Source organism: Rosenbergiella sp. YN46, from assembly GCF_036620675.1.
Taxonomy (GTDB): domain Bacteria; phylum Pseudomonadota; class Gammaproteobacteria; order Enterobacterales; family Enterobacteriaceae; genus Jejubacter.
Genome location: NZ_JAZHEE010000010.1, coordinates 1 through 24477 on the forward strand (window position 1 = coordinate 1; position 24477 = coordinate 24477).

The 24477-nt window shown below is 55.8% G+C and carries 19 protein-coding genes and 1 pseudogene; 7 read left to right on the top strand and 13 right to left on the bottom strand.

Annotated features, from left to right (window positions below):
- Window positions 1-381 precede the first annotated feature (381 nt).
- Complete coding sequence (locus V3W49_RS09905) at window positions 382-1557, bottom strand: oligogalacturonate lyase family protein (RefSeq protein WP_500145186.1); 1176 nt, start codon at window positions 1555-1557, stop codon at window positions 382-384.
- 429 nt (window positions 1558-1986) lie between these two features.
- Here V3W49_RS09905 and kduD point away from each other — a divergent pair, with 429 nt between their 5' ends.
- The gene (kduD, locus tag V3W49_RS09910) at window positions 1987-2748 is read left to right on the top strand and encodes a 2-dehydro-3-deoxy-D-gluconate 5-dehydrogenase KduD (RefSeq protein WP_500145187.1); all 762 of its coding nucleotides are present in this window, start codon (window positions 1987-1989) and stop codon (window positions 2746-2748) included.
- A gap of 1120 nt (window positions 2749-3868) precedes the next feature.
- Here kduD and V3W49_RS09915 read toward each other — a convergent pair.
- The 5 genes from V3W49_RS09915 to V3W49_RS09935 form a co-directional block, all read right to left on the bottom strand.
- A complete protein-coding gene (locus V3W49_RS09915; RefSeq protein WP_500145188.1) occupies window positions 3869-5158 on the bottom strand; it encodes an ABC transporter substrate-binding protein in 1290 nt (429 codons plus the stop codon).
- A gap of 16 nt (window positions 5159-5174) precedes the next feature.
- Window positions 5175-6302, bottom strand: coding sequence for an ABC transporter ATP-binding protein (locus V3W49_RS09920; protein ID WP_500145189.1), 1128 nt, complete (start codon window positions 6300-6302; stop codon window positions 5175-5177).
- Between the two features lie 14 nt (window positions 6303-6316).
- On the bottom strand, window positions 6317-7222 hold the full coding sequence (locus tag V3W49_RS09925; RefSeq protein WP_500145190.1) for a carbohydrate ABC transporter permease: 906 nt from the start codon (window positions 7220-7222) through the stop codon (window positions 6317-6319).
- Window positions 7215-8105 (bottom strand): carbohydrate ABC transporter permease, encoded by an 891-nt coding sequence (locus V3W49_RS09930; RefSeq protein WP_500145191.1) that lies wholly within the window; start codon window positions 8103-8105, stop codon window positions 7215-7217. The genes V3W49_RS09925 and V3W49_RS09930 overlap by 8 nt, the downstream gene beginning before the upstream one ends.
- 437 nt (window positions 8106-8542) lie before the next feature.
- On the bottom strand, window positions 8543-8866 hold the full coding sequence (locus tag V3W49_RS09935) for a cupin domain-containing protein (protein ID WP_500145192.1): 324 nt from the start codon (window positions 8864-8866) through the stop codon (window positions 8543-8545).
- A gap of 156 nt (window positions 8867-9022) precedes the next feature.
- Between V3W49_RS09935 and V3W49_RS09940 the strand changes: the two are divergent.
- Window positions 9023-9724, top strand: a pseudogene (locus tag V3W49_RS09940) (amino acid racemase).
- Window positions 9725-9791: 67 nt separating this feature from the next.
- Here the strand turns inward: V3W49_RS09940 and yajD are convergent.
- Together yajD and V3W49_RS09950 are read right to left on the bottom strand one after the other, a co-directional pair.
- Complete coding sequence (gene yajD / locus V3W49_RS09945; RefSeq protein WP_138093268.1) at window positions 9792-10139, bottom strand: HNH nuclease YajD; 348 nt, start codon at window positions 10137-10139, stop codon at window positions 9792-9794.
- A 303-nt stretch (window positions 10140-10442) separates the two neighbouring features.
- Window positions 10443-11372, bottom strand: coding sequence for a LysR family transcriptional regulator (locus tag V3W49_RS09950; RefSeq protein ID WP_500145193.1), 930 nt, complete (start codon window positions 11370-11372; stop codon window positions 10443-10445).
- A 112-nt stretch (window positions 11373-11484) separates the two neighbouring features.
- Between V3W49_RS09950 and lysA the strand changes: the two genes are divergently transcribed.
- Window positions 11485-12735, top strand: coding sequence for a diaminopimelate decarboxylase (lysA, locus tag V3W49_RS09955; RefSeq protein WP_500145194.1), 1251 nt, complete (start codon window positions 11485-11487; stop codon window positions 12733-12735).
- 2 nt (window positions 12736-12737) lie between these two features.
- Here lysA and galR read toward each other — a convergent pair whose 3' ends face one another.
- Window positions 12738-13745 (bottom strand): HTH-type transcriptional regulator GalR, encoded by a 1008-nt coding sequence (galR, locus tag V3W49_RS09960; protein WP_500145195.1) that lies wholly within the window; start codon window positions 13743-13745, stop codon window positions 12738-12740.
- Between the two features lie 495 nt (window positions 13746-14240).
- Here galR and aas point away from each other — a divergent pair, with 495 nt between their 5' ends.
- Both aas and lplT read left to right on the top strand, forming a co-directional pair.
- The gene (gene aas / locus V3W49_RS09965; protein ID WP_500145196.1) at window positions 14241-16400 is read left to right on the top strand and encodes a bifunctional acyl-ACP--phospholipid O-acyltransferase/long-chain-fatty-acid--ACP ligase; all 2160 of its coding nucleotides are present in this window, start codon (window positions 14241-14243) and stop codon (window positions 16398-16400) included.
- Window positions 16393-17586, top strand: coding sequence for a lysophospholipid transporter LplT (gene lplT / locus V3W49_RS09970; protein WP_500145197.1), 1194 nt, complete (start codon window positions 16393-16395; stop codon window positions 17584-17586). Before aas ends, lplT begins: the two co-directional genes overlap by 8 nt.
- Before the next feature lie 208 nt (window positions 17587-17794).
- Here the strand turns inward: lplT and V3W49_RS09975 are convergent, their stop codons facing one another.
- From V3W49_RS09975 to mutH, 4 genes are all read right to left on the bottom strand, one after another.
- A complete protein-coding gene (locus V3W49_RS09975; protein ID WP_500145198.1) occupies window positions 17795-18835 on the bottom strand; it encodes an NADP(H)-dependent aldo-keto reductase in 1041 nt (346 codons plus the stop codon).
- A gap of 162 nt (window positions 18836-18997) precedes the next feature.
- The gene (locus tag V3W49_RS09980; protein WP_500145199.1) at window positions 18998-19216 is read right to left on the bottom strand and encodes a YgdI/YgdR family lipoprotein; all 219 of its coding nucleotides are present in this window, start codon (window positions 19214-19216) and stop codon (window positions 18998-19000) included.
- Window positions 19217-19376: 160 nt separating this feature from the next.
- Window positions 19377-20090, bottom strand: a complete 714-nt coding sequence (locus V3W49_RS09985; protein ID WP_500145200.1) for a TerC family protein — start codon at window positions 20088-20090, stop codon at window positions 19377-19379.
- Between the two features lie 118 nt (window positions 20091-20208).
- A complete protein-coding gene (gene mutH / locus V3W49_RS09990) occupies window positions 20209-20895 on the bottom strand; it encodes a DNA mismatch repair endonuclease MutH (RefSeq protein WP_500145201.1) in 687 nt (228 codons plus the stop codon).
- A gap of 686 nt (window positions 20896-21581) precedes the next feature.
- Here mutH and rppH point away from each other — a divergent pair.
- Together rppH and ptsP are read left to right on the top strand one after the other, a co-directional pair.
- Window positions 21582-22112: an RNA pyrophosphohydrolase gene (gene rppH, locus V3W49_RS09995; protein WP_500145202.1), complete on the top strand. Its 531-nt coding sequence runs from the start codon at window positions 21582-21584 to the stop codon at window positions 22110-22112.
- 12 nt (window positions 22113-22124) lie between these two features.
- Window positions 22125-24371 carry a phosphoenolpyruvate--protein phosphotransferase gene (ptsP, locus tag V3W49_RS10000; protein WP_500145203.1) on the top strand — a complete coding sequence of 749 codons (2247 nt, stop codon included), beginning with the start codon at window positions 22125-22127 and terminating at the stop codon, window positions 24369-24371.
- The last annotated feature ends 106 nt before the right edge of the window (window positions 24372-24477 follow it).

Here is a 24477-nt window from a genome sequence, read left to right on the forward strand (position 1 = left end):
AGAAATCACCTTCAGGTGAACGGAATCTCCGCCAGCGCGGCATATTCCTCCAGAACACGACACTGGCGCAGAAATAGCGCAACCGGCACGACCACCAATACAACCGCCGCCCCGGCCTGCATCTGAAAGGTCACTGGGCAGAATATGATGATGCGGCGGGCTGTTCCGTTCCACTTTGCGTCACTGCTTTTCTGTTAATTCACCGGTTCTGCAACCGATATATAAAAATACCCTTAAGGTGAGCGGAACCTTCTCCTGTGCGACATACTCACCCAGAAGCCAGGGCTGCCGCCGGGAACTTCAGCTTCACGACATCCGCGCTGAACCAAAAAAAGCCCCATCGGATGAACGACAGGGCAAGGCCAGAAAAAAACAGCAAACTCAGGCAGTCATCATTTCACGCTGTGTTGGCAGCTTCGCAATATAAAGCGCCGGTTTTCCGTCTTTATCAGAGGTAAACAGCACGGCGCTATCATCCGGCGTGAAGGAGGGGTGCGGGTGGGTTACCTGGCGGCTGTTGGCGAAGGTTTCCCATGATGTATCGTGACGCGCTACCCGGAACCAGGCTTTCTGCGCCACATCGAAGACGTACAGGTAAGGATCGTTTTCGATGGTATAGCCGCCGGTATCCTTCACATCCACCGGCGTACCTGAACCGTCGCCGACCAGCAGGGTACCGTCGAAATTGCTCATCAGGTGCGAGCAGGCGGGCATCTGCATCAGCGCTTCATTCTCGCCACTTTGTGGATCGAAACGAAAAATGGTGCGCCCCTGCTGTCCTTTCTGATAGGAGACATAAATCAGCGCGGAACCGTCCGGCACCCAGAATTCATGGGTGCAGCTTTCACCTTCGGCGTGCTCTTTGACCTTGCGAACGTTGCTGCCATCTTCGTTGACCAGCCACATACGGGCATCGACCAGATCGTGAGGCCCTTCATGACAGAAGGCGACGGTATGGTCGTCAAACGGCCGGTAGATAGGATGCCCCAGCCACACTTTGCCTTCGTGAATGGTAGCGCTGGCGCCGCTTTGCAGATCGACGCGCAGCAAGCGGCAATGGGGGCCTTTATGGAAAAAATCATGAAAGATCTGCCAGTCGCTTAGCGGAACCCAGTCGCTTTTTGCAATCTCGATCCCGACCAGTTTGGTGCAGTCGCTATTAGCGACCCAGGTTCCGTAACCGACCCATTCATCCGGCACGCGATACACTTCGCGTTCGGCAAGGGTGCTCAGGTTGACTTCGAACAGAATGCGATCGTTTTTTACGTAGTACAGGAAGCGGTCGTCAGGCGAAAGGAAACCACCAAAGGTATTGTCACCCGGCCCTTCGGTTAGCTGGATGGCCTGCCTGTTTGCCAGATCCAGCAGGTAATAGTTCCAGTGGCCATCGAATTCGCCAGCGAACAGCAGATGGCTGCCGTCACGGGTAAAACATTTCTGATAGAAATAGTTACGGTGACAGGTTACTTCAGGGGGAGTTAAACGGGTTATCTCCGCGCCGGTATCCGGGTCGCGGCTGACGTGATAAGTCAGATCCACCCGCATTCCTTTAGCCATATTACCCTCCTTCCAGAACGTTAAGCTTGCAATCAAAAAGATGGTTTCAATTTATAGAAATGATGTTTTATTTTGTGTGATGGTTCACGCAATTTATCATTTTGATGAGAAATTAACCTGTTGCCGGCAGTCGATCTCCGTGTGCTAACCCTAAAGAGGCAAGGGAAATGTCGAGATCGCTAACATGGCTCACAAAAAATGAAACATTGTTTTATTTAAAATTGAAATTGCGTTTTATGAATAATAGTGTGCTGTTGTAAATCATAAGCTGCCTCGCATAGCGGGGCCGATGAAGGTGGTTCACAGGGGCGCGTTAGCAGGGGGTGCCGACGAAACCTGAACCAGATATTGCGCGGCGCGCGGGGCGTTGAGCATAAGTAACGCATGACCTGCCTGGCGGCAGATCAGACAGAGACTAAGGAAAATCATATGATTCTGGATTCATTCTCACTGCAGGGCAAAGTGGCTATTGTTACCGGTTGCGACACCGGTCTGGGGCAGGGCATGGCGCTCGGGCTGGCCCAGGCGGGCTGCGACATCGTCGGCATTAACATTGTTGAGCCGACCGAAACTATCGAACAGGTTACTGCTCAGGGGCGTCGCTTCCTGAGCCTGACTGCCGATTTGCGTAAGATCGACGCTATCCCGGAACTGCTTAAGCGAGCCGTGGCTGAGTTTGGTCATATCGATATCCTGGTCAATAATGCCGGTCTTATCCGGCGCCAGGACGCCGTCGATTTCAGCGAACAGGACTGGGACGATGTGATGAATCTGAACATTAAAACAGTCTTCTTTATGTCTCAGGCGGTGGCTAAGCAGTTTATTGCTCAGGGGAGTGGAGGCAAGATTATCAACATCGCCTCGATGCTATCGTTCCAGGGCGGTATTCGGGTGCCTTCCTACACCGCTTCCAAGAGTGGTGTGATGGGGGTTACCCGCCTGATGGCCAATGAGTGGGCGAAGTACAATATCAACGTCAATGCCATTGCGCCGGGCTATATGGCGACCAATAACACTCAGCAACTGCGTGCCGATGAACAACGCAGCGCCGAGATTCTGGAGCGTATTCCGGCTGGCCGCTGGGGTCTGCCTTCCGATCTGATGGGGCCGATTGTCTTCCTGGCGTCCAGCGCTTCTGATTATGTGAATGGCTATACCGTGGCCGTTGACGGTGGCTGGCTGGCCCGTTAATCGTTTTTTGTCCCGGTTGTGCTTCTGCCTCCCGCCTGGGGGGCTTTTTTAGGTTTATTGCGGATTCGCGTGAAGTCGGAGCCAACCGGGGCGCGGCTGTAGGATGTGGTTATGCCGGTGGCGCGATTTTTGCGACTATGCCGTGTTCTGGAGGAATATGTTGCGCCGGCGAAGGTTCCGTTTACCTTAAGGAGATTTTTATATGTCGGTTGCGGAACCGGTGAATTAACAGAAAAGCAATCACTCAAAGTGAACGGAACAGTCCACTGCATTGTCATATTCTGCCCGGTGGCTTTTCAGATGCAGGCCGGGGCAGCGGTTGTAGTACGTGGCCATGCCGGTTGCGCTATTTTTGTGACTATGCCGTGTTCTGAAAGAATATGCCGTGCTGGCGAAGGTTCCGTTCACCTTAAGGGTATTTTTATATGTCGATTTCGGAACTGGTGAACGTGTCAGGAGGCTCAAACGCCGCCTCCTGACAACCTGGCTTTCCGGCGTGAAAATCGCCGCTGACGCGGGCCCCTCCGCTTTTCCCGTCCGCCGGACGGGTCGGGCGTGACGCCACCTCCCTGTGCCGCACGCCCTCAGCCCGACGTCCTGTCGGGCTGACCCTGGCGGCCGTGAACGCTGCGGCGATTTTCAGGCCGGGGAGTGTCACCTCCCTGAATCTTCAGCCTGAACTCATCCGAAAGGTGCTGCTGGTGTCATTTAGAAAAGACAGACTGAAGCGCCGGGGAGCCCGGGTCGCCAGGGGAGCGGCGACTGAGCCTCCTGGCCCGTTCACCCGCGGTGGATTAACAGAGAAGCAGTGACGCAAAGTGAACGGAACAGCCCACCGTATCGCTATGTTCCGCCGCTTCTTTGAAACCGGGCGCCGGAGCCGCCTGTCACCCTCACCCCGGCCCTCTCCCGAAACGGGAGAGGGCGTTTCCCGGCAATGAACGGAACAGCCCACGGTTCAGTGCGGGCCAGACGATTGGCCATAATGGCGCACACCGGATTAAGCATCCGATACGGTGAAATTGACGAGCAGGAATATGCATGAAATCATAAAATTATATAATCTTATGATTTCATGATTAAATGATTCATCAAGAGACATGCCAGCCGTATGAGTGGCTTAGCGCATAGCGCGGCGCAGAATGCGATCGCCCTGGCGCTGGAAGTCGGCGGCGGTTTCTTCCACCGATTTCTTGCCGTAGTCGATATACTGGATGGCGGTGCCGAACAGAGAGACGATCTGCGGATCGTCGAAGTAGGGGGATGTAGCGACATGATTCGGCAGCGATTGCGCCAGCTTCAGCCCGGCCACCGCAGGATCTCCATCTTTAATGGTTCCCTCTGCGGTTAGTTGGGCTACCGCCGCTTTGCTCAGGGGGACGCCGCGCTCCAGCCCCAGCGCCTCAACGCCCTCCTTGCTGTTAAGCAGGAAGTTCATCAGAATCGCCGCCTCTTTAGGATGTTTGGTGCTGCGGCCAATAGAGAACATCTGGGCCGGTTTAAAGAACAGACCGGCATCTTTGGCGTCTGGTAGCATCGGGTAGGCGCCCAGTTCCAGTTTCGCAGGCGGCTTCAGGTTGTCGGAATACTTAGTGATGGTGGAATTCCACATGTAGGTGCCCGCCCATTCGCCTTCGATCCAGGGGCGCATTTCATACATGTTGTTCTTACCGAACGAGGCGTAGTACTTGCTGTCTGGCATAACGTGGCTATCCACCAGCTTTTTGTACATCTGGAAGAATTCGACCCACTGCGCTTTGCTCCAGGCGAACTTTTTGCTTTTTTCGTCGACAGCCGGCTGGTTATACTTCTGCACCATCCAGGAGTTCAGTAGCGCCAGCACATCCTGGTGTTCCAGCACTACCGGGAAGTACTGCTTACCCAGCTTTTGTTCAAAGGTTTTACCGGCGGCCATCAGTTCGTCCCAGGTTTTGGGGTAGCCGATACCGGCCTTCTGCCAGGTTTGATCGTTGTAGTAGAAGATCCTGGCGGTCACGGAAATCGGGATCCCGTTCAGCTTGCCGTCGATCGTGGTGGTTTGCAGCTCTTTAGCATCGAACTGCTTAAGATCGAGCTCATCACTGACCTGGTTGAGATCGTAAAAGCCGCTGCCATTTTTTGAGAAGATCGGCAGCCAGTTCCAGTTGGTCTGCATCAGATCCGGTTCTGTACGCCCGGCTATCTGAGTGGTCAGACGGGAAAGATGTCCGTCCCATCCGGTGTATTCCGCTTTAACCCGAATATTGGGATGCTGCTTATGAAATTCTTCCAGCGCTTTCAGGGTTTGCTGGTGTCGGCCATTACCGCCCCACCATGACATACGTAAATCGACCTGTTCCGCCGCAAAGGTGGGCAGGGCACTTATTGCCAGGGCTGAGGAGAACAGCGCGCTTAAGACTATTTTTTTCATTATCGTAGAGCTCCTGTTACAGGGAGATGTTCTGTTCGGTTTTTGCATCGAAGATATGGCATTTATCCATATCGAATCGGAACCAGACCTGGCGGTTTAATCCCTTGTCGAGCATCGGGCGGATTTCGTCGGAAGGTATTCGTGCCGTCAGTTCATAACCCGCCACTTTCAGGTAGACAAAGAATTCGTGACCCATATTTTCCACCCGCACCATATCGCCGCGAATGCCGCCTTGCGCGAACGGCTCATCGGAAACAGAGACAAATTCCGGGCGCACGCCGTAGAAAATCTCTTCATTACCATGTCCGGCCAGTTTCTGCTGATGGCGGGCCCCCAGTTCCAGGCTTTCGTCACCCAGCGTAATATGCAGGCGGCCTGCTTTTTCCACCAGGCGGGACGGCCGGATATTCATTTCCGGCGCGCCGATAAAGCCCGCCACGAACATGTTTTTCGGGTAGTGATAAAGGTTGTCCGGCGTATCCACCTGCATGATATGGCCGAGTTTCATCACGCAGATGCGATCGCCCATGGTCATGGCTTCGGTTTGATCGTGGGTGACGTAGACAGTGGTGGCCGGTTTGCCGCTCTGCTTTAGCTGTTTATGCAGATCGGAGATGCGGATGCGCATGGAAGCGCGCAGTTTAGCGTCCAGGTTGGAAAGCGGCTCGTCGAACAGAAACACGTCCGGCTTTTTTACGATAGCGCGTCCGACCGCCACGCGCTGGGCCTGGCCGCCGGAAAGCTGGCGCGGCAGCCTGTCCAGCAGCTCTTCCAGCTCCAGGATCTTCGCCGCTTCTTCCACCTGACGGTTGATTTGCTCCTTCGGCATTTTGCTGAGCTTCAGACCGAAAGCGAGGTTTTCGCGCACCGTCATATGGGGATAGAGCGCGTAGTTCTGGAACACCATCGCAATGCCGCGCTCTTTAGGCGCCAGGTTATTCACTACCCGCTCGCCGATGCGCACTTCGCCGCCGCTGATGGTCTCCAGGCCGGCCAGCATGCGCAGGGTGGTGGATTTAGCGCAGCCGGAAGGGCCGACAATCACCATAAACTCGCCGTCGGCAATGGTCAGGTCAATGCCGTGTACCGCCTGAAATCCGTTGGAATAGACTTTCTGCAGTTTGTTGAAAATCACTTCAGCCATGTTGATGTTCCCTCTTAACCTTTAATTCCACTGCTGGTCACGCCCTGTACGAAGTAGCGCTGAGCCAGGAAGAAGATGATGATGGACGGCAGAATCGAGATGCCTGCCATTGCCAGAATTTCGTTCCACGGCGCCCCTTCGGTCACGTCGATGGACATTTTCAGCGCCAGCGCGATGGGGTATTTATCCACGCTGTAGACATAGATAAGCGGCCCGATAAAGTCGTTCATCGACCACATAAACTGGAATAGCGCCACCGAGATAATGGCGGGCTTCAGGATAGGCACCACCACGTACCACAGCACCTGGAAGGAGTTACAGCCGTCAATCTGCGCCGCCTCTTCCATATCGCGTGGTACGCCACGCAGGAACTGAATCAGCATAAAGACAAAGAAGCCTTGGGTGGCGAACGCCATTGGCAGATAGAGCGGCAGGTAGCTGTCCAGCAGGCCCATTTCGCGAAACATCAGATACTGAGGAATCAACAGTACGGTGCTCGGCAGCAGCATGGTGGCGATAAGGGTCGCGAACCAGAATTTCTTCCAGGGAATCTCAAAGCGGGCGAAGCCGTATGCCACCACGGTAGAGGAGATAATGGTCAGCAGCACCTTGGGGATCACGTACTGAAACGTATTTAGCATGTAGTGGCCGAAAGTGTATTCGGTGCCGGTTTTCCAGCCATTGGCGAAGCCATCCATGGTGGGGTTTTCCGGAATCAACCCCAGGGTGGTGAAGATCTCATGGTTTGGCTTAAAGGCCGCCGAGAACATCCAGGCCAGCGGATAGAGCATCAGCAACCCGACCGCGATCAGTATGATATAGCGGATCCAGGCGTTGATCTTTTCACGCCTCAGGGTACGTTTGACTTCCTGCTCCGCAGTGGCGCCGGACATATCATTAATGGGTTGAATATCAGCCATTTTTGCCTCCCTTATCGGCGGAGTAGAAGACCCAGTATTTCGACGACTTAAAGGCAATGGAGGCAAAGACCGCCACCACCAGGAACAGCACCCACGCCAGCGCGGCGCCGTAGCCCATATCGAAGTACTTGAATGCGGTATCGTAGATATAGAGCGAGAACAGATAGGTGTAGTGGGTCGGGCCACCGCCGGTAATGATGTAAGGGGCGGTAAACTCCTGGAACGCCTGAGTGGTCTGCATAATGAAGTTGAAGAAGATAACCGGCGTGATCAGCGGTACGGTAACCTTCATAAACATCTGCCATTTCGACGCGCCGTCGATCATCGCCGCTTCGTACTGGGACTGGGGCACGTTCTGCAGCGCGGCCAGGAAAATAACCATCGCCGAACCAAACTGCCAGACGCGCAACAGAGTGACCGACATCAGCGCCAGAGAAGGCTCGCCCAGCCAGTTCACCGGGTCAAAGCCCAGCACGCCGATAAAGCTGTTAAGCAGGCCGTCGATGGCGAACAGGGCGCGCCACAGTACGGCGATAGCCACTGAACTACCCAGAATCGACGGAATATAGTAGGCGGTACGAAAGAAACCGATGCCCCGCAGCTTAAAGTTAAGGACAAAGGCGATACCCAGCGCGAACGCCAGCTTCAGCGGGATGGTCAGGAAAACGTAGGCGAAAGTGACTCCCATGGATTTCCAGAACAGGTCATCCCCGGTCAGCATATAGCTGTAATTTTCCAGCCCGACAAATTCAGGTGGATTCATCAGGTCGTACTCGGTAAAGCTGAGCGCGAAGGATGAAATGAACGGGAAGGCGGTAAAGATAATCAACCCGATGACATAGGGCGATATCCAGGCCAGTCCCAGCAGCTTGTTTTCATTCATACATACCTACCTGGCAGTTAAGTTTAAAAACTTTTGTTACAAGAGACGGCGCCCTGTACCGTTCCGCTTCGTGAAGCAACCCTATGCGCCTTAGTCGTGGTTCTGTGTTTAAGTAATCATTTGAAAATAAAGTTATTATTCCTTGTCTTGATTCTGTTGCCCGGCGCCGCCGTTGTGTCAGAACATAAAAAATGAACTGTCATCCCCAATAAATAAAACGTCGTTTTAATTCAGTTTATTGCTATTTGTAACGGCGTCATGCGTGGGATAGTGGAAATGTGATCGATGTCGGAACGCTGTTTCAATAATTTGATGAGGACGTGGTTTTTCTACGCTCAGAAACTGGAGTAGGGCAAACCAATGCTGTAGCAGGTACGTTAAATAAGGGGAAATAACGAAAAGAAAAGGCGCCAGACTTGCTCTGGCGCGGGGGGTGATTAGCCCAGAAAATCTTCGCGCACGGGCGTAAAGGTATCGAGCAGTTTGCCGGCGCTGACGCAGACGCAGCCGTGCATAATATGCGGCTCCTTGTACAGCGTGTCTCCGGCGCGGACGCGGTGGGTTTCGTCGCCGATGGTGAAATCAAATTCGCCGGAAAGCACGTAGGTCAGCTGTTCATGGGGATGATTATGCATCGGCCCCACGGCGCCCGCTTCAAAGCTGACCTCTACCGCCATCATTTTGCCGTCGTGCGCCAGAATGCGACGCGAAACGCCATCGCCCAGATCTTCCAGAGTGGTTTGGTCGTAAAAGGTAAACATCAGTGGTTATCCTTATTGGTGAAACGGTGTTTCAATTAATTTATGCGAGTGGGTGAAAAATGCAAGCGTTGCGGGGCAATGAACGTGCAGAAAGCCGATCGCGATCGTGCTGGTTTTGCTGTTATATAGAGTATCGGAGATGCGAAGGAGGCGGAGATGAAAACGATAGGGTTGCTTGGGGGGATGAGCTGGGAGTCGACCATTCCCTACTACCGGCTAATCAATGAAGGCATTCGGGCGCGTCTTGGCGGCCTGCATTCGGGGCGGATTTTGCTGCACAGCCTGGACTTCCATGAGATAGAAGCCTGTCAGGCTTCGGGGGAATGAGAGCGGGCGGGAGCAATACTGACTAACGCGGCACATGGGCTGGAACAGGCTGGCGCTCAGGGCATTGTGCTGTGCACCAATACCATGCATAAGGTGGCCCCGGCCATTGAAGCGGGGTGTGAACTGCCATTTATCCACATTGCGGATGCTACCGGCGAGGCTATTCGGGGCCGTGGATTAACAAAGGTCGCGCTGCTGGGTACCCGCTATACCATGGAACAGGACTTTTATCGGGGGCGGCTACAGGCCAGCTACGCCATTGAAACGCTAATCCCGAACGAACAACAGCGGGCGCTGATCAACCGGGTGATTTTTAACGAGCTGTGCATGGGGCAGTTTAGCGAACGCGCAAAGCGCGACTACCAGGCGATTATCGATGCGCTGGTGGCCCAGGGCGCCCAGGGCGCCCAGGGCGTTATCTTCGGCTGCACCGAAATCGGTATGCTGTTAAACCAGCAGGACTGCCCGGTGCCGGTATTCGATACTGCGGCGCTGCATGCCGAAGCGGCGGTGAGTTTTATGCTGGAGTAAAGGAAGATGGGCCCGGGAATACTTAATCTGGCGGGCCGCATTGCGTCAGCAGTAAGCCTTTCCACCACTACTTTTTGTTATTCAGCATCGACTTTAAATCGGCAAAGGGATTATAGGTGGCCGCCGCAACGTCTTGCTGGGCGTCTTCCCCCGCCACCACGCTGGTGCCGTATTGATCGGCTTCGGTGTACTTCGAGTGTTCGTGGTCATGGCAGTAAAGGCACAGCAGCTCCCAGTTACTGCCATCTTCCGGATTATTGGTGTGGTCGTGATCGATATGGTGAACCGTGAGTTCGCGCAGGTTGGAATAGACGAACTCCCGCGCGCAGCGTCCGCATACCCAGGGATAGATTTTGAGTGCTTTTTCACGATAGCCGCTTTCCAGCCGCGCGTAGTTTTTAGGGATCAGTGCCATTGGCGATATTATCCGTGATAAAGAGAGAATTTTACGATAGTGCCCTCAATCTATCCTTAATGGAACAGAAAGAGAATGGATAAAGGATTGAGTGCGGGTTTAGCGCGGAAAATACGCGCTGCTGTATATCGAAGCCAGGTCTGCATCAGTTGATGTCGGCCGGGAGCCAGGGCGTGATTGAGAATGCGGATAAGCGTTATGCGGGTATCAGAGGGAATAAAGTGCTGCTCTGCCCGAATGCAAGGCTAAACCTTACATCCGTATAAATGCCGTACAGGAGATTGAACAGGGGGCATCCGAAATTTAGCGCCCTGAATGCTCCTGCGCTTTTAGCTGTGCCGAAAACCGCGCCGCTCCGCTCGCCAGATGGGCGCAGAAGGCATCGACCAGCGCCGAAGCCGGGCGGTGCAGCGGGCGAATCAGGCTGACGGTAAAGGGCACGTTAACGCTGAATGGCCGCACTACCACGCCGCTGGCGGCGTATTCCAGCGCGGTTAGCGGATTCACCACCGATACGCCTACCCCGGCGCGCACCATAGCGCAAACCGAAGCGGCGCTGTGGGTTTCCAGCACCATTCGGCGCCGTACCTCGTGCTGCTGGAACAGCGCATCCAGTAGCTGACGATAGCTGTCGGTGCGCGACAGGCTGATATAGTTTTCACCGCTAAAATCGGCAGGCGTCAGCTGCGTCCTGGCGGCCAGCGGGTGTCCCGCGGGCAGCACGCAAACCTCGTTTAGCGTCAGCAGGGGAATACGTTCGGTGCCGGCAGGGGCCGTGGCGGTTTCGGTCAGCCCCAGGTCGTGGCGCTGAGCGGAAAGCCACTCCTCCAGCAGCGGCGATTCCTGGGGCACAATGCTCAGGCTCAACTCCGGGTAACGGGCCAGAAAGGGCTGCACCAGTTCCGGCAGCAGCGAATGGGAAAACACCGGCAGGCAGGCGACAGAAAGTTCGCCCTGGCGGAAGTCGCGCAGGCTCTGGGCCGTACTGAGAATCCGGTCTAACCCGTACCATGAACGCTGTACCTCTTCGAACAGCCGCAGCCCCTGCACCGTGGGATGCAGGCGGCCTCTGGCCCGGGTAAAAAGTTGGAGCCCGAGCAGCTTTTCCAGACGCGCCAGTTCACGACTGACCGTCGGCTGGGAGGTATGCAGCAGTCGGGCGGCCTCGGTCAGATTTCCGGCGGTCATGACCGCGTGAAAGATTTCGATCTGGCGCAGGTTAATGGTAGGCATAATTTCTCTCCGTTATTCATATCATTTTTGCATAGACAGGGAAGAAAACGATATTTTTTATTCGTCCTGCGCTGTGGCGTAATGAAGGAAATGCATTTCCGGAGGTTGTCCCGTGCCACATTCTCTTGACCATACCGACAGCGCGCTCAACGGAGCTACGCTGTTGGCGCTACCTTCCCGCTTTGGCGGCCCACTCTGGGTTTATGATGCGGAGATCATTCGTCGCCAGATTGCAAAGCTGCGCCAGTTTGACGTGATCCGCTTTGCCCAGAAGGCCTGCTCCAATACCCATATTCTGCGCCTGATGCGTGAACAGGGCGTGCGGGTAGATTCGGTTTCTCTGGGGGAGATCGAACGGGCGCTGGCGGCGGGGTATACCCCAGAAGAGGTGGTCTTCACCGCCGACCTGATCGATGAACCGACGCTGGCGCGGGTCAGCCAGTTGGGCATTGCGGTGAATGCCGGATCGGTGGATATGCTGGAGCAGCTCGGTCAGGTCGCTCCCGGACATCCGATCTGGCTGCGGGTAAATCCCGGTTTCGGTCACGGCCACAGCCAGAAGACCAACACCGGTGGTGAAAACAGCAAGCACGGCATCTGGCATCAGGATCTGCCGCTGGCGCTGGCAGCCATCGAGCGTTATGGACTGCGGCTGGTAGGTATCCATATGCATATCGGATCCGGGGTCGATTACGGGCATCTGGAGCAGGTGTGCGGCGCCATGGTGGATCTGGTGCTGTCCATGCGCCAGGATCTGGAGGCGATTTCGGCGGGGGGCGGTTTGTCTGTTCCCTATCGCGATGGTGAAGCCGCGGTGGATACCGGGCACTACTACGGGCTGTGGAACGCGGCCCGGGAGCGGATCGCCGAACAATTGGGGCATCCGGTGACGCTGGAGATCGAACCAGGACGCTTCCTGGTGGCGGAAGCCGGAGTGTTGATGACCCAGGTACGCAGCGTGAAGCAGATGGGATCGCGCCACTTTGTGCTGGTGGATGCCGGGTTTAACGATCTGATGCGCCCGGCGATGTACGGCAGTTATCATCAAATTTCGGCGCTGGCGGCGGATGGCCGCGATCTGAACGCCGCGCCCGCGCTGGAAACGGTGGTGGCGGGGCCGCTGTGTGAGTCGGGGGATGTCTTTACCCAGCAGGAAGGGGGAACTGTGGAAACCCGCTGGCTTCCGTCGGTGGTTCCGGGAGACTGGCTGGTGATTCACGACACCGGCGCTTACGGCGCTTCGATGTCCTCCAACTACAACAGCCGCCCGCTGCTGGCGGAAGTGCTGTTCGATGGCGGCCAGCCGCGCCTTATTCGTCGGCGCCAGACCATTGAAGAGCTGCTGGCGCTGGAGAACGTCTGACGCTATTCCGGCCGGGGAGGCGCCACCGAATGGCGCCTGACCAGGGTCGGATTAAACAGGTGCGTGATCACCGGAGGCGTCTGGCCGTCGGCCAGCGCCAGGGCCAGTTCCGCAGCCTGGGTCGCCATGGTCACCACCGGATAGCGTACCGTGGTCAGGCGCGGGCGCACATAGCGCGACACCAGCACATCGTCAAAGCCAATCAGCGACAGTTCCCGCGGCACTTCAACGCCGTTATCGTTCAGCACCCCCATCGCCCCGGCCGCCATGGAATCGTTATAACAGGCTACGGCGGTTACGTTGCGGCCACGTCCCATTAGTTCGGTCATCGCCTGTTCTCCGCCGCTCTCGTCCGGTTCGCCGAAGGTTACCAGTTGCTCGTCCCGTGGCAGACCGTGCTCCTTCAGGGCATCGTAGTAGCCCTGCAGGCGATCGTCGGCATCTGAAATCGGATGATTCGAGCAGATAAACCCGATGCGTTTATGGCCCATCTGGATCAGATGACGGGTGGACAACCAGCCGCCATAGCGATCGTCCAGCGCCACGCAGCGCTGTTCGAACCCCGGCAGGCTACGGTTGATAAGAACCATGCCCGGGATCTGCTGCATCAGACCGACCAGTTCATCGTCGGGAATCATTTTGGCGTGCACCACCAGCGCCGCGCAGCGGTGGCGGATCAGTTGCTCGATAGCCTGGCGTTCTTTCTGTTCGTTGTGATAACCGTTACCGATCAGCAGAAAATTGCCCGTGCGCCAGGCGACATGGTCCAGTGCTTTGGCCATGGCGCCAAAGAAAGGATCCGAAACATCGGAAACCAACAGCCCGATAGTTTCTGTATTCTGTTGGGCCAGCGCCCGGGCATTAGCGTTGGGATGATAATTTAGCTGCGCCATGGCTTCTGCCACGGCCAGGCGTGATGCTTCGCTGGCTTTGGGCGAGTGGTTAATCACGCGTGATACCGTGGCGACGGATACCCCCGCGAGTCGCGCGACATCCTTAATGGTCGCCATTGTTCACCTCTGATTGGGTAAGCGTTTACACCACTTAGTTTTGCGGAATTTCACTGTTAGTTCAAGAAAATGACTGTTACCCAGTTCAAAAGCTGAATAAAAAAAACGACGAGTGTGAAAAAAGTTTCACTGCCGGTGTGGGTAATCACCCGACAGATAAGTGTGTCTAAAGCGAGTTGGGAATAATCTGGCGTCTGGCCCGCGGCTTTTCCGGCTTTCAGGGAATAAACCCGTAGTTTCAATAGTTTCAGTTCAAACCTTTGGTTACATTTTGCGAAGGGCTGTTGCGATTCAGTCTTAGGCCGTGAATAGCCACACTGCTAAAGTTGAGATCCCAGAGGTATTGATAGGTGGTGTCAGCATTACGCTTGTCACAACAGTTACACCAACCTGCGCGGATGCGCAGGTTTTTTTTTGCTTCGTCCCCCCGGCATACTCGTATAATCTCCCCGGCTACACTAAAAAATAACGTTCTCATTAGATGAAGGGATTTCAATGTTATTTACCTTTTTTCGTCACCTCTGTCGGCTTCTGTTTCGCGTACGGATTCATGGAGATACGGGAGCGCTCAGCCAGCAGCGGGTACTGATTACGCCTAACCATGTCTCCTTTCTGGATGGCGTTCTGCTGGCGCTGTTTCTGCCAGTTCGTCCCGTTTTTGCCGTTTATTCTTCAATTAGCGATCGCTGGTATATGCGGGCGCTAAAGTCGCTTATTGATTTTGTTCCTCTCGATCCCAGCAAACCGATGTCCATCAAGCATCTGGTGCGTCTGGTGGAGCAGGGGCGGCCGGTGGTGATTTTCCCGGAAGGGCGTATTAGCGTTACTGGGGCGCTGATGAAAATCTACGATGGCGCCGGTTTTGTGGCGGCCAAATCCCAGGCCACCGTGGTGCCGATGCGGATTGAAGGGGCCGAGCTTAGCTTTTTCAGCCGTCTGAAAGGGCGGGTGCGCCAGCACCTGTTCCCGCGTATTACCCTGCATATTCTACCGCCAACCAGCATCCCGATGCCGGAAGCGCCCCGGGCCAGAGACCGGCGCCGTATCGCCGGTGAGATGCTGCATCAAATCATGATGGAGGCGCAGATGGCGGTGCGCCCGCGTGAAACGCTGTTCGAGGCGCTGCTGAGAGCAAAGTCACGCTATGGCGCCGGTAAAAACTGCATTGAAGATATTAACTTCACGCCGGATAGCTATCGCGGTCTGTTAACCAAAACGTTATTTGTCGGGCGGATTCTGGACAAATACAGCCGCCAGGGGGAAACCATCGGCCTGATGCTGCCCAATGCGGCCATCAGCGCCGCGGTGCTCTTCGGCGCCGTCTCCCGCGGCCGGGTTCCGGCCATGATGAACTACACCGCTGGCGTTAAGGGGCTGACCAGCGCCATCAGCGCGGCGCAGATAGCGACGGTGTTCACCTCCCGCCAGTTCCTGGAAAAGGGCAAGCTCTGGCATTTGCCGGAGCAGATAACCCACGTGCGCTGGGTGTTTCTTGAGGATCTGAAGGCGGATATTACCCTTGCCGACAAACTCTGGATCTTCGGGCATCTGCTGGCGCCGCGTCTGGCCCAGGTGAAGCAGGAGCCGGAAGACGCCGCTATTGTACTGTTCACCTCTGGCTCGGAAGGTAATCCGAAAGGGGTGGTGCACAGCCATAAAAGTCTGCTCTCTAACGTAGAACAGATTCGCGCCGTGGCTGACTTCACCGCCGACGACCGCTTTATGTCGGCGCTACCGCTGTTCCACTCCTTCGGCCTGACGGTGGGGCTGTTCACGCCGCTGCTGACCGGGGCGGAGGTCTTTCTTTATCCCAGCCCGCTCCACTATCGGGTGGTGCCGGAGTTAACCTATGACCGCAACTGCACGGTCATTTTCGGTACCTCTACCTTCCTTGGCCACTATGCCCGCTTCGCGAATCCCTATGATTTCTACCGGGTGCGCTATGTGGTGGCTGGCGCGGAAAAGCTGCAGGAGAGCACCCGCCAGATTTATCAGGACAAGTTCGGCCTGCGTATTCTGGAAGGCTATGGGGTGACCGAATGCGCGCCGGTGGTTTCCATCAACGTTCCCATGGCGGCGAAGCCGGGCACCGTAGGGCGGCTGCTGCCTTCGATGGATGCCCGACTACTGGCGGTTCCCGGTATTGAGCGCGGCGGGCGCCTGCAGCTTAAGGGGCCGAATATTATGAAGGGCTACCTGCGGGTGGAAAATCCCGGCGTGCTGGAAGCGCCAGAGGCGGAGAACGCCCGGGGTGAGCTGGAAAGCGGCTGGTACGATACCGGCGATATTGTGGCTATCGATGAGCAGGGCTACTGCGCAATCCAGGGGCGTGCGAAGAGATTCGCCAAAATTGCCGGCGAAATGGTGTCGCTGGAGATGGTAGAGCAGCTGGCGCTGGCGGTGTCGCCGGACAAACAGCATGCGACTGTGGTTAAGAGCGATGCCAGCAAGGGCGAAGCGCTGGTACTTTTCACCACCGATAGCGAACTTAAGCGCGAAAACCTGCAGCGCCATGCTCGTGAAAGCGGGGTGCCGGAACTGGCGGTGCCACGCGATATTCGCTTTATGAAGCAGTTGCCGGTGCTGGGCAGCGGCAAGCCGGATTTTGTTACCCTGAAAGAGATGCTTGAACAGCCGGAGAGCGCCAATGACTGAATCCAGAGCCGCCAGCGCGTCTATCTGGTCACGGGGAATGATGGCGGTGATAGCCGCTCAGTTTCTTTCGGCCTTCGGCGATAATGCATTACTGTTCGCCACCCTGGCGGTGCTGAAGGAATTCCATTACCCGGAATGGAGTCAGCCGGTACTGCAGATGGTGTTTGTGGGCGCTTACATCGTGTTTGCGCCCTTTGTCGGTAAGGCTGCGGATAGCTTCGCTAAAGGGCGGGTGATGATGGTCGCGAACGCCATCAAGCTGCTGGGCGCGGCCATGATCTGTTTCGGCATGAATCCCTTTGTCGGCTACACCCTGGTCGGGATCGGCGCGGCGGCATATTCGCCGGCCAAGTACGGTATTCTGGGGGAGCTGACCACCGGCGACAGGTTAGTAAAGGCTAACGGACTGATGGAGGCCTCGACCATTGCGGCGATCCTGCTGGGGTCGGTGGCGGGCGGCGTGCTGGCGGACTGGCATCTGACGGCGGCGCTGGTTATCTGTGCGCTGGTCTATGCCGGCGCCGTTGCTGCTAACCTGATGATCCCACGTCTGCCTGCGGCGCGACCTGGGCACTCCTGGCGTCCGCAGGACATGGCCAGCGGTTTTATCAACGCCTGCGTTACGCTGTGGCGCGATGGTGAAACCCGCTTTTCCCTGCTCGGCACCAGCCTGTTCTGGGGCGCGGGCGTTACCCTGCGCTTTCTGCTGGTGCTCTGGGTGCCGGTGGCGCTGGGGATTAATGATAACGCCACGCCCACCTACCTGAACGCCATGGTCGCCGTCGGTATCGTGGTGGGAGCGGGGGCCGCGGCGCGGCTGGTAACGCTGGAAACCGTGGCGCGCTGTATGCCTGCCGGGGTGTTGATCGGCGTAGTGGTGGTGGCCTTCGCGCTTCAGCATCAACTGCTGCCTGCTTATGGGCTACTGGTGCTGATCGGTATTCTTGGCGGTTTCTTTGTGGTGCCGCTAAATGCACTGTTGCAGGAGCGCGGCAAACGTAGCGTTGGCGCCGGTAACGCTATTGCGGTACAGAACCTGGGCGAGAATGCGGCGATGCTGCTGATGCTGGGGCTCTATTCGCTGGCAGTGAAGGCCGGGGCGCCGGTGGTTGCTATCGGCGTGGGCTTCGGGACGCTGTTTGCGCTGGCTATTGCCGGATTGTGGATCTGGAAGCGGATACGTTAGGTTTGACGGAGCATTAAAACAGGGGCGCAGTATGCGCCCCTGAGACTGATGACAAACCTGGGTCGAACGTATTAGCTTCAGAATCACCAGAAAAATAAACACGGAAAATCAATTTATTGATTTTCGGCTGATAACCACAAAGAGGGAAAAACCACGTTTTTTCCCTCTTTGCCATCAACCTGGGGGCGCAGTATGCGCCCCTGTTGTTTTAAGGGGCCGGATAAGTCCAGTTGCGGTGTACCGCTTCCAGCTCTTCCCGTACCTCTGCGCTCAGTTCCAGATGCTGGCTGTCGATATTGCTCTTAAGCTGTTCCATGGTGGTGGCGCCCAGCAGGGTACTGGCGACAAACGGCTGCTGACGCACGAAGGCCAGCGCCATCTGGGCGGGATCCAGACCGTGGCGACCGGCGACTTCAACATAGGCGGCCACGGCCTGGCTGGCGGGTTCGCCGCTGTAGCGCGTAAAGCGGCTGAACAGCGTATTGCGCGCGCCGGCAGGGCGGGCTCCGTTCAGGTATTTCCCGGTCAGGGTACCGAAGGCGAGACAGGAGTAGGCCAGTAGCTCAACGCCTTCGTGTTGGGCAACCTCTGACAGACCAACTTCGAAGCTGCGGTTCAGCAGGCTGTAGGGATTCTGGATGGTGACAATACGTGGCAGATCGTGTTTTTCCGCCAGCTGCAGATAGCGCATCACGCCCCAGGCCGTTTCGTTGGAGACGCCGATATAGCGAATTTTGCCGGCCCGCTGGCATTCGGCCAGCGCTTCCAGAGTTTCCAGCAAAGTGACCGGCGGCGAACTTTCGCTCCATTCATAGCCGAGTTTGCCGAAGCAGTTAGTGGCGCGCTGGGGCCAGTGCACCTGATAGAGATCGAGATAATCGGTCTGTAGCCGTTTCAGGCTGGCGTCCAGGGCTTCACGAATATTTTTACGATCCAGAATCTGGTTAGGGCGAATGCCGCTGTCGCTGTTGCGGGCCGGCCCGCTGACTTTAGAGGCGAGAACCAGCTTTTCGCGATTACCGCGCTTATGCAGCCAGTTGCCTACATAAGTTTCAGTCAACCCCTGGGTTTCCGGACGTGGCGGTACGGGATACATCTCCGCGACGTCGATCAGGTTTATTCCCTGCGCGATGGCATAGTCGAGCTGCTCGTGAGCATCGGCTTCGCTATTCTGCTCGCCGAAGGTCATGGTACCCATGCCCAGTCGGCTTATCTCCAGCGAGCTGTGAGGGATTCGGTGATAGTGCATTGCCGGTTTCCTTTTCTCTTTCTTGTGATAAGTTCTTGCGATGAGTTGTGTCGTAACGCGTCGGCGCACGTCCTGTAACCATGACAGAGCCAGCGCGAAAGGGGAAGAGGCAAGAGGAGAGGGAATAATAAAAAAGGCCAGCGCAGCTGACCTTTTATCATTTTACCGTTCAATGATTTGCGAAACATCATCGCGATTAATCTGCATTTCATTGCCCTGATTATCGCGATAGCTGACCAGCCCGGTATCTTCGTCGATTTGCGGTTTGCCTTCGGTCAGAATCATCCGACCGTCTTTGGTCGCCATGACGTAATCACTACTACAACCGGAAACAGCAAATACCATGCCGACGGCGGAAATTGCTACAGCCCATTTTTTCATTCTATTCTTCCTCAGCGAATTCTGTATGTGCCTATATTTTAGTAATAACCTGGCAAGATAGATTAAAAAAGGGGGCAAGTCTTAAAAACGGAATATTATTGTAAGAAAGTTCTCTGACAGCCGGGTAAAACGCAACAAAAGCGACGTTTTACCCGGCATCTCATAGTGGATTCTTCTTGTTACGCAGCAGATTCAGGCACTCGACCGCCATTGAGAAGAACATCGCGAAGTAGATGTAGCCTTTTGGTACTTCGATATTGAAGCTTTCCAGAATCAGGGTAAATCCCACCAGAATCAGGAAAGAGAGCGCCAGCATTTTCACCGAGGGATGCCTGTCGACAAACTCGCCGATGGGGCGGGCGGCGAACATCATCAGACCTACGGCAATCACCACGGCGGCCATCATAATAAACAGATGATCGGAAAGACCGACGGCGGTAATAACGGAATCAAGACTGAAGATAATATCCAACAGCATAATCTGGATAATTGCGCTCCAGAATGAGTGGACATTGGTTTTCATCTCTTCCCCGCCGCCTTCGATTGATTCATGCACCTCCATGCTGGCTTTCCAGATAAGGAACAGCCCCCCCATCAGCAGAATCAGATCCCGCGCTGAGATGGCTTCGTCAAACAGCGTGAACAGCGTTTGAGTCAGGTGGCTAAGCCAGGCGATGGAAGCCAGCAGCGCCAGACGCATCACCATGGCGCCCAGCAGCCCCAGACGGCGGGCTTTGTTCTGCTGATGTTTCGGAAGTTTCGCGACCACCAGCGAAAGGAAGATAATATTGTCGATTCCCAGAACGATCTCCAGCAGCGTCAGGGTACCGAGCGCCAGCCAGGCATTGGGATCCGTAATCCATGCAAATAACATTAAATATCCTGCCAAAAAAATATAATAGAACAAAAAATTGCCGGAATGTTTTATCCGCTGGCCTTGCGGCTTATCCGGAAAGCGTAAACTCTGATTATAAGCGCTGCCGCCCCCGCTTTTACAACAAGAAGTGGCGCGCCAGCAGCGCGGCGGTAAAAGGTTTCTTCAGATAAAAGCCGCGCGGACGGGTCAGAATAGTTTCACCGTGGGCACCGATAGCGTCGGTCAGCGCCTGACCGTTGGCGGCTTTGGGGCGTAATTGCAGCACTTCGCCGTGGCGTGCAGTGATGTGTTCGATCTGGCCCAGCACGATCATGTCCATTAACTCTTCCCAGTCGCGGCGTAACTGCATCTCTTCCTCTTCTGAAGGGCTCCACAGCAGCGGCGATCCCACCCGGCGTTCGGCCAACGGAATAGTGCGTTCGCCCTCAACCGGAACCCACAGCACGCGTTTGAGTTTGTGGCGTACGTGGCAGGTTTCCCAGACTACGCCGCTGTTACCGGTGAGCGGCGCGACGCAGACAAAAGTGGTTTCCAGCGGTCGTCCCTGCCTGTCGACAGGGATAGTTTTTAGCTCCACGCCGATAGCGGCGAAATCCTGTTCCGGTCTGCTGCCCGCGCTGGCGCCCAGCCAGATCTCAAGAAGGATCCCGATCCAGCCTTTATCGCGACGCAGATCCTTCGGCACCCTCAGCCCCGCCATCGCCCCCAGTTCCCCAAGGCTGTAGCCGGCAAGTTGCCGGGCCTGTTCCAGCAGCTGCGCTTCATTTTCCGGTGGATGACCTGGAGGGTGTAGTGATTCCATAAACGGCTCGACGAGGATGGTTAAAAAACAGACGCGCTTTCAGCTATCGGTGGAAAGAGTTTACTCTTTTGCGACTTTAAAAACCAATATGATGATTTATATGGTGTTTTGTTGTTTTTCCCGCGGCTGATTCGCCAGGCGTAGAGGGTTTTTCAATAATGGTCACCGACAATGAACAGGATCTTACACCGGGTTATCCACAGAAAAATGGGATAACTGAGGAAATCCTCCACTACTGTTTCGATTTACAGCCTTGACGGCGGCCGAAAAAGGAAAATCCAGGCGATTTATGTCTAACTTATTGACACGATCTGTGGATAAAAACGGCGCTGTTCGATCTTTCATCACTCCAGGAACGATGAGTGTGACGATCGTCACTAAATCTGCTGATAAGACATGTCTTATTGTTTTAATGTTATGATATATAATGAATTATTATCTGGTTGGGTTTGCGCAACTTTAGCCTCATGATAAGTTTTCCCGTGTTAATCAGCCAGTTCTGCACAGTGATATCCACAGAAAAAGTGAATAAAACCGCCGTGAAATACGCTCGCCTGTTTATAACCTTGATCTTATCTGTGAGTTATTCAATTGTTATACCTGTCGCGTCCCTGACATAGAGTGGTTTACCGCCTTTCGGGAGTATGAAACAATCGCTGTATTCAGGTTTATTTTGAGGTAGTCCAGTGATCGACGACGATGGCTACCGCCCGAATGTTGGTATCGTGATCTGTAACCGGCAGGGCCAGGTAATGTGGGCCAGACGTTTTGGCCAGCATTCCTGGCAGTTTCCCCAGGGGGGGATTAACCCTGGCGAATCTGCGGAACAGGCGATGTATCGGGAACTGTTCGAAGAGGTGGGGCTGCAACGTAAAGACGTGCGGCTGCTTGCCTCTACACGTAACTGGTTACGTTACAAATTACCGAAACGTTTGGTGCGTTGGGATACAAAGCCGGTTTGTATTGGCCAGAAGCAAAAATGGTTTCTTTTGCAGCTGATAAGCAATGACAGCGACATCAATATGCAAACCAGCAGCACGCCGGAGTTTGATGGCTGGCGGTGGGTGAGCTATTGGTATCCGGTACGCCAGGTAGTCTCATTCAAGCGCGATGTCTACCGCCGCGTGATGAAAGAGTTCTCGGGCGTTGTAATGCCCTTACAGGATGCGACATCGCAGCGCAACGCGTCCTCTGGATGGCGAAGAAAAAGAGGTTAAGCCACGCCCCGTATGCTCACTCAGTTACGAGAGATTGTCGAAAAGGTTGCCAGCGCCCCGCGTTTAAATGAGGCGCTGGAGATCATGGTTAACGACATCTGCAAGGTCATGAACACCGAGGTTTGCTCGGTTTATCTTGCCGACAGCGATCGCCATTGCTATTACCTGATGGCGACGCGCGGGCTGAAAAAGCCGCGTGGTCGCATTGTCACGCTGGCTTTCGACGAAGGTATTGTCGGTCTGGTGGGCAGGCTGGCGGAGCCGATAAACCTGGCGGATGCCCCAAAACATCCGAGCTTTAAATATGTACCGGGTGTTAAGGAGGAGCGTTTTCGCGCCTTCCTCGGGGTGCCGATTATTCAGCGTCGCCAGTTACTGGGGGTGCTGGTGGTGCAGCAGCGCGAGCTGCGCCAGTTCAACGAGACCGAGGAGTCCTTCCTGGTCACACTGGCCACCCAGATGGCCGCTATTCTTTCACAATCCCAGCTTACCTCTCTGTTCGGGCAGTATCGCCAGGCGCGCATTCGCGCGCTGCCAGCAGCGCCAGGCGTGGCGGTGGCTGAAGGCTGGATGGATACCACGCTGCCGCTGATCGAACAGGTGTCGGCGGCCTCCACGCTGGATATTTCCAGGGAGCGGGAACGGCTGGGCGAAGCGCTGGAAGAGGCGGGGGCCGAATTCCGCCGTTACAGCAAGCGCTTTAGCGGTGGAGCCCAGAAAGAGACGGCGGCGATCTTCGATCTCTATTCGCACCTGCTTTCCGATCCGCGACTGCGCCGCGAGCTGTATGACGAGGTGGATAAAGGCTCGGTGGCGGAGTGGGCGGTGAAAACGGTTATTGAAAAATTCGTCGAGCAGTTCTCTGCCCTGAGCGATGGTTATCTGAAAGAGAGGGCGGGCGATCTGCGCACCCTGGGACAACGCCTGCTGTTTTTCCTGGACGACACTATCCAGGGCCCCAACACCTGGCCTGCGCGTTTCGTACTGGTGGCGGACGAGCTTTCAGCGACGACTCTGGCTGAGCTGCCGCAGGATCGTCTGGTCGGGGTGGTGGTGCGCGACGGCGCGTCCAACTCCCACGCCGCCATTATGGTACGCGCGCTGGGTATCCCCACGGTGATGGGGGCCGATATTCAGCCGACCTTCCTGCATGAGCGAATGCTGATTGTTGACGGCTATCGCGGCGAAGTGCTGGTGGAGCCGGAGCCGGTGTTGATCGCCGAATATCAGCGTCTGATCAGCGAAGAGAACGAACTGAGCCGCCGGGCGGAAGATGGCGTAGAGCAACTGGCCTGTCTTGCCAGCGGCGAGCGGGTACAGGTGATGCTCAATGCCGGCCTTAGCCCCGAACATGAACAGAAGCTGGGCGCCTGGATTGACGGTATCGGCCTTTACCGCACCGAAATTCCCTTTATGTTGCAGAGCGGCTTCCCTTCGGAAGAGGAACAGGTGGCGCAGTATCAGGGCATGTTGCAGATGTTCCACGATAAGCCGGTCACGCTGCGAACCCTGGATGTGGGAGCCGATAAACAGCTGCCCTATATGCCTATCAGCGAAGAGAACCCTTGTCTGGGCTGGCGCGGCATTCGCATTACGCTCGATCAGCCAGAGATCTTTCTGATCCAGGTGCGGGCCATGCTGCGCGCTAACGCCGCGACCGCTAACCTGAGCATCCTGCTACCGATGGTTTCCAGCCTGGATGAGATCGATGAAGCGCGCAGGCTCATCGACCGCGCCGGGCGTGAGGTGGAAGAGACGCTGGGCTATGCGCTGCCGGTACCGCGTATCGGAGTGATGATCGAGGTGCCTTCGATGCTCTACATGCTGCCGCAGTTGCCGGGACGCGTCGATTTTATCTCGGTAGGAACCAACGATCTGACTCAGTATCTGCTGGCGGTGGACAGGAACAATACCCGGGTGGCATCGCTGTATGACAGCCTGCATCCGGCAATGTTGCGCGCTATGGCTCAGATAGCCCGGGAAGCGCGGGCTATCGGTATCGAGCCTGGCGTCTGCGGGGAGATGGCGGGCGATCCTATGTGTGTGGCGCTGCTGGTTGGAATGGGTTATCGCTCATTGTCGATGAACGGGCGCTCTATTGCGCGGGTGAAATATCTGCTCAGGCGTATCGATCTGCAAGAGGCGCAGAATCTGGTGCAGCGCAGCCTGGAGGCTCAGTTAACGACAGAGGTGCGCCATCAGGTGGCGGCCTTTATGGAACGGCGCGGTCTGGGCGGCCTGATTCGCGGCGGACGCTGATTCCATTACGTTTCTTTTACATCTTCATGACCGCATTGCCTGCGGCCTTTGTGGTATGATCCGCGCCTTTGGGAGCGCGCCTGAACGGCGCGCGGCTAATTTTTCC

What these genes read in the sequence shown, in the direction of transcription:
- V3W49_RS09980 (WP_500145199.1), bottom strand. Translation starts at nt 19,216, where the DNA reads ATGAAAAAATGGGCTGTAGCAATTTCCGCCGTCGGCATGGTATTTGCT.
- ptsP (WP_500145203.1), top strand. Translation starts at nt 22,125, where the DNA reads ATGCTCACTCAGTTACGAGAGATTGTCGAAAAGGTTGCCAGCGCCCCG.
- mutH (WP_500145201.1), bottom strand. Translation starts at nt 20,895, where the DNA reads ATGGAATCACTACACCCTCCAGGTCATCCACCGGAAAATGAAGCGCAG.
- V3W49_RS09925 (WP_500145190.1), bottom strand. Translation starts at nt 7,222, where the DNA reads ATGGCTGATATTCAACCCATTAATGATATGTCCGGCGCCACTGCGGAG.
- V3W49_RS09915 (WP_500145188.1), bottom strand. Translation starts at nt 5,158, where the DNA reads ATGAAAAAAATAGTCTTAAGCGCGCTGTTCTCCTCAGCCCTGGCAATA.
- V3W49_RS09920 (WP_500145189.1), bottom strand. Translation starts at nt 6,302, where the DNA reads ATGGCTGAAGTGATTTTCAACAAACTGCAGAAAGTCTATTCCAACGGA.
- aas (WP_500145196.1), top strand. Translation starts at nt 14,241, where the DNA reads ATGTTATTTACCTTTTTTCGTCACCTCTGTCGGCTTCTGTTTCGCGTA.
- lplT (WP_500145197.1), top strand. Translation starts at nt 16,393, where the DNA reads ATGACTGAATCCAGAGCCGCCAGCGCGTCTATCTGGTCACGGGGAATG.
- V3W49_RS09935 (WP_500145192.1), bottom strand. Translation starts at nt 8,866, where the DNA reads ATGTTTACCTTTTACGACCAAACCACTCTGGAAGATCTGGGCGATGGC.
- V3W49_RS09905 (WP_500145186.1), bottom strand. Translation starts at nt 1,557, where the DNA reads ATGGCTAAAGGAATGCGGGTGGATCTGACTTATCACGTCAGCCGCGAC.
- V3W49_RS09950 (WP_500145193.1), bottom strand. Translation starts at nt 11,372, where the DNA reads ATGCCTACCATTAACCTGCGCCAGATCGAAATCTTTCACGCGGTCATG.
- V3W49_RS09930 (WP_500145191.1), bottom strand. Translation starts at nt 8,105, where the DNA reads ATGAATGAAAACAAGCTGCTGGGACTGGCCTGGATATCGCCCTATGTC.
- V3W49_RS09975 (WP_500145198.1), bottom strand. Translation starts at nt 18,835, where the DNA reads ATGCACTATCACCGAATCCCTCACAGCTCGCTGGAGATAAGCCGACTG.
- V3W49_RS09985 (WP_500145200.1), bottom strand. Translation starts at nt 20,090, where the DNA reads ATGTTATTTGCATGGATTACGGATCCCAATGCCTGGCTGGCGCTCGGT.
- kduD (WP_500145187.1), top strand. Translation starts at nt 1,987, where the DNA reads ATGATTCTGGATTCATTCTCACTGCAGGGCAAAGTGGCTATTGTTACC.
- yajD (WP_138093268.1), bottom strand. Translation starts at nt 10,139, where the DNA reads ATGGCACTGATCCCTAAAAACTACGCGCGGCTGGAAAGCGGCTATCGT.
- galR (WP_500145195.1), bottom strand. Translation starts at nt 13,745, where the DNA reads ATGGCGACCATTAAGGATGTCGCGCGACTCGCGGGGGTATCCGTCGCC.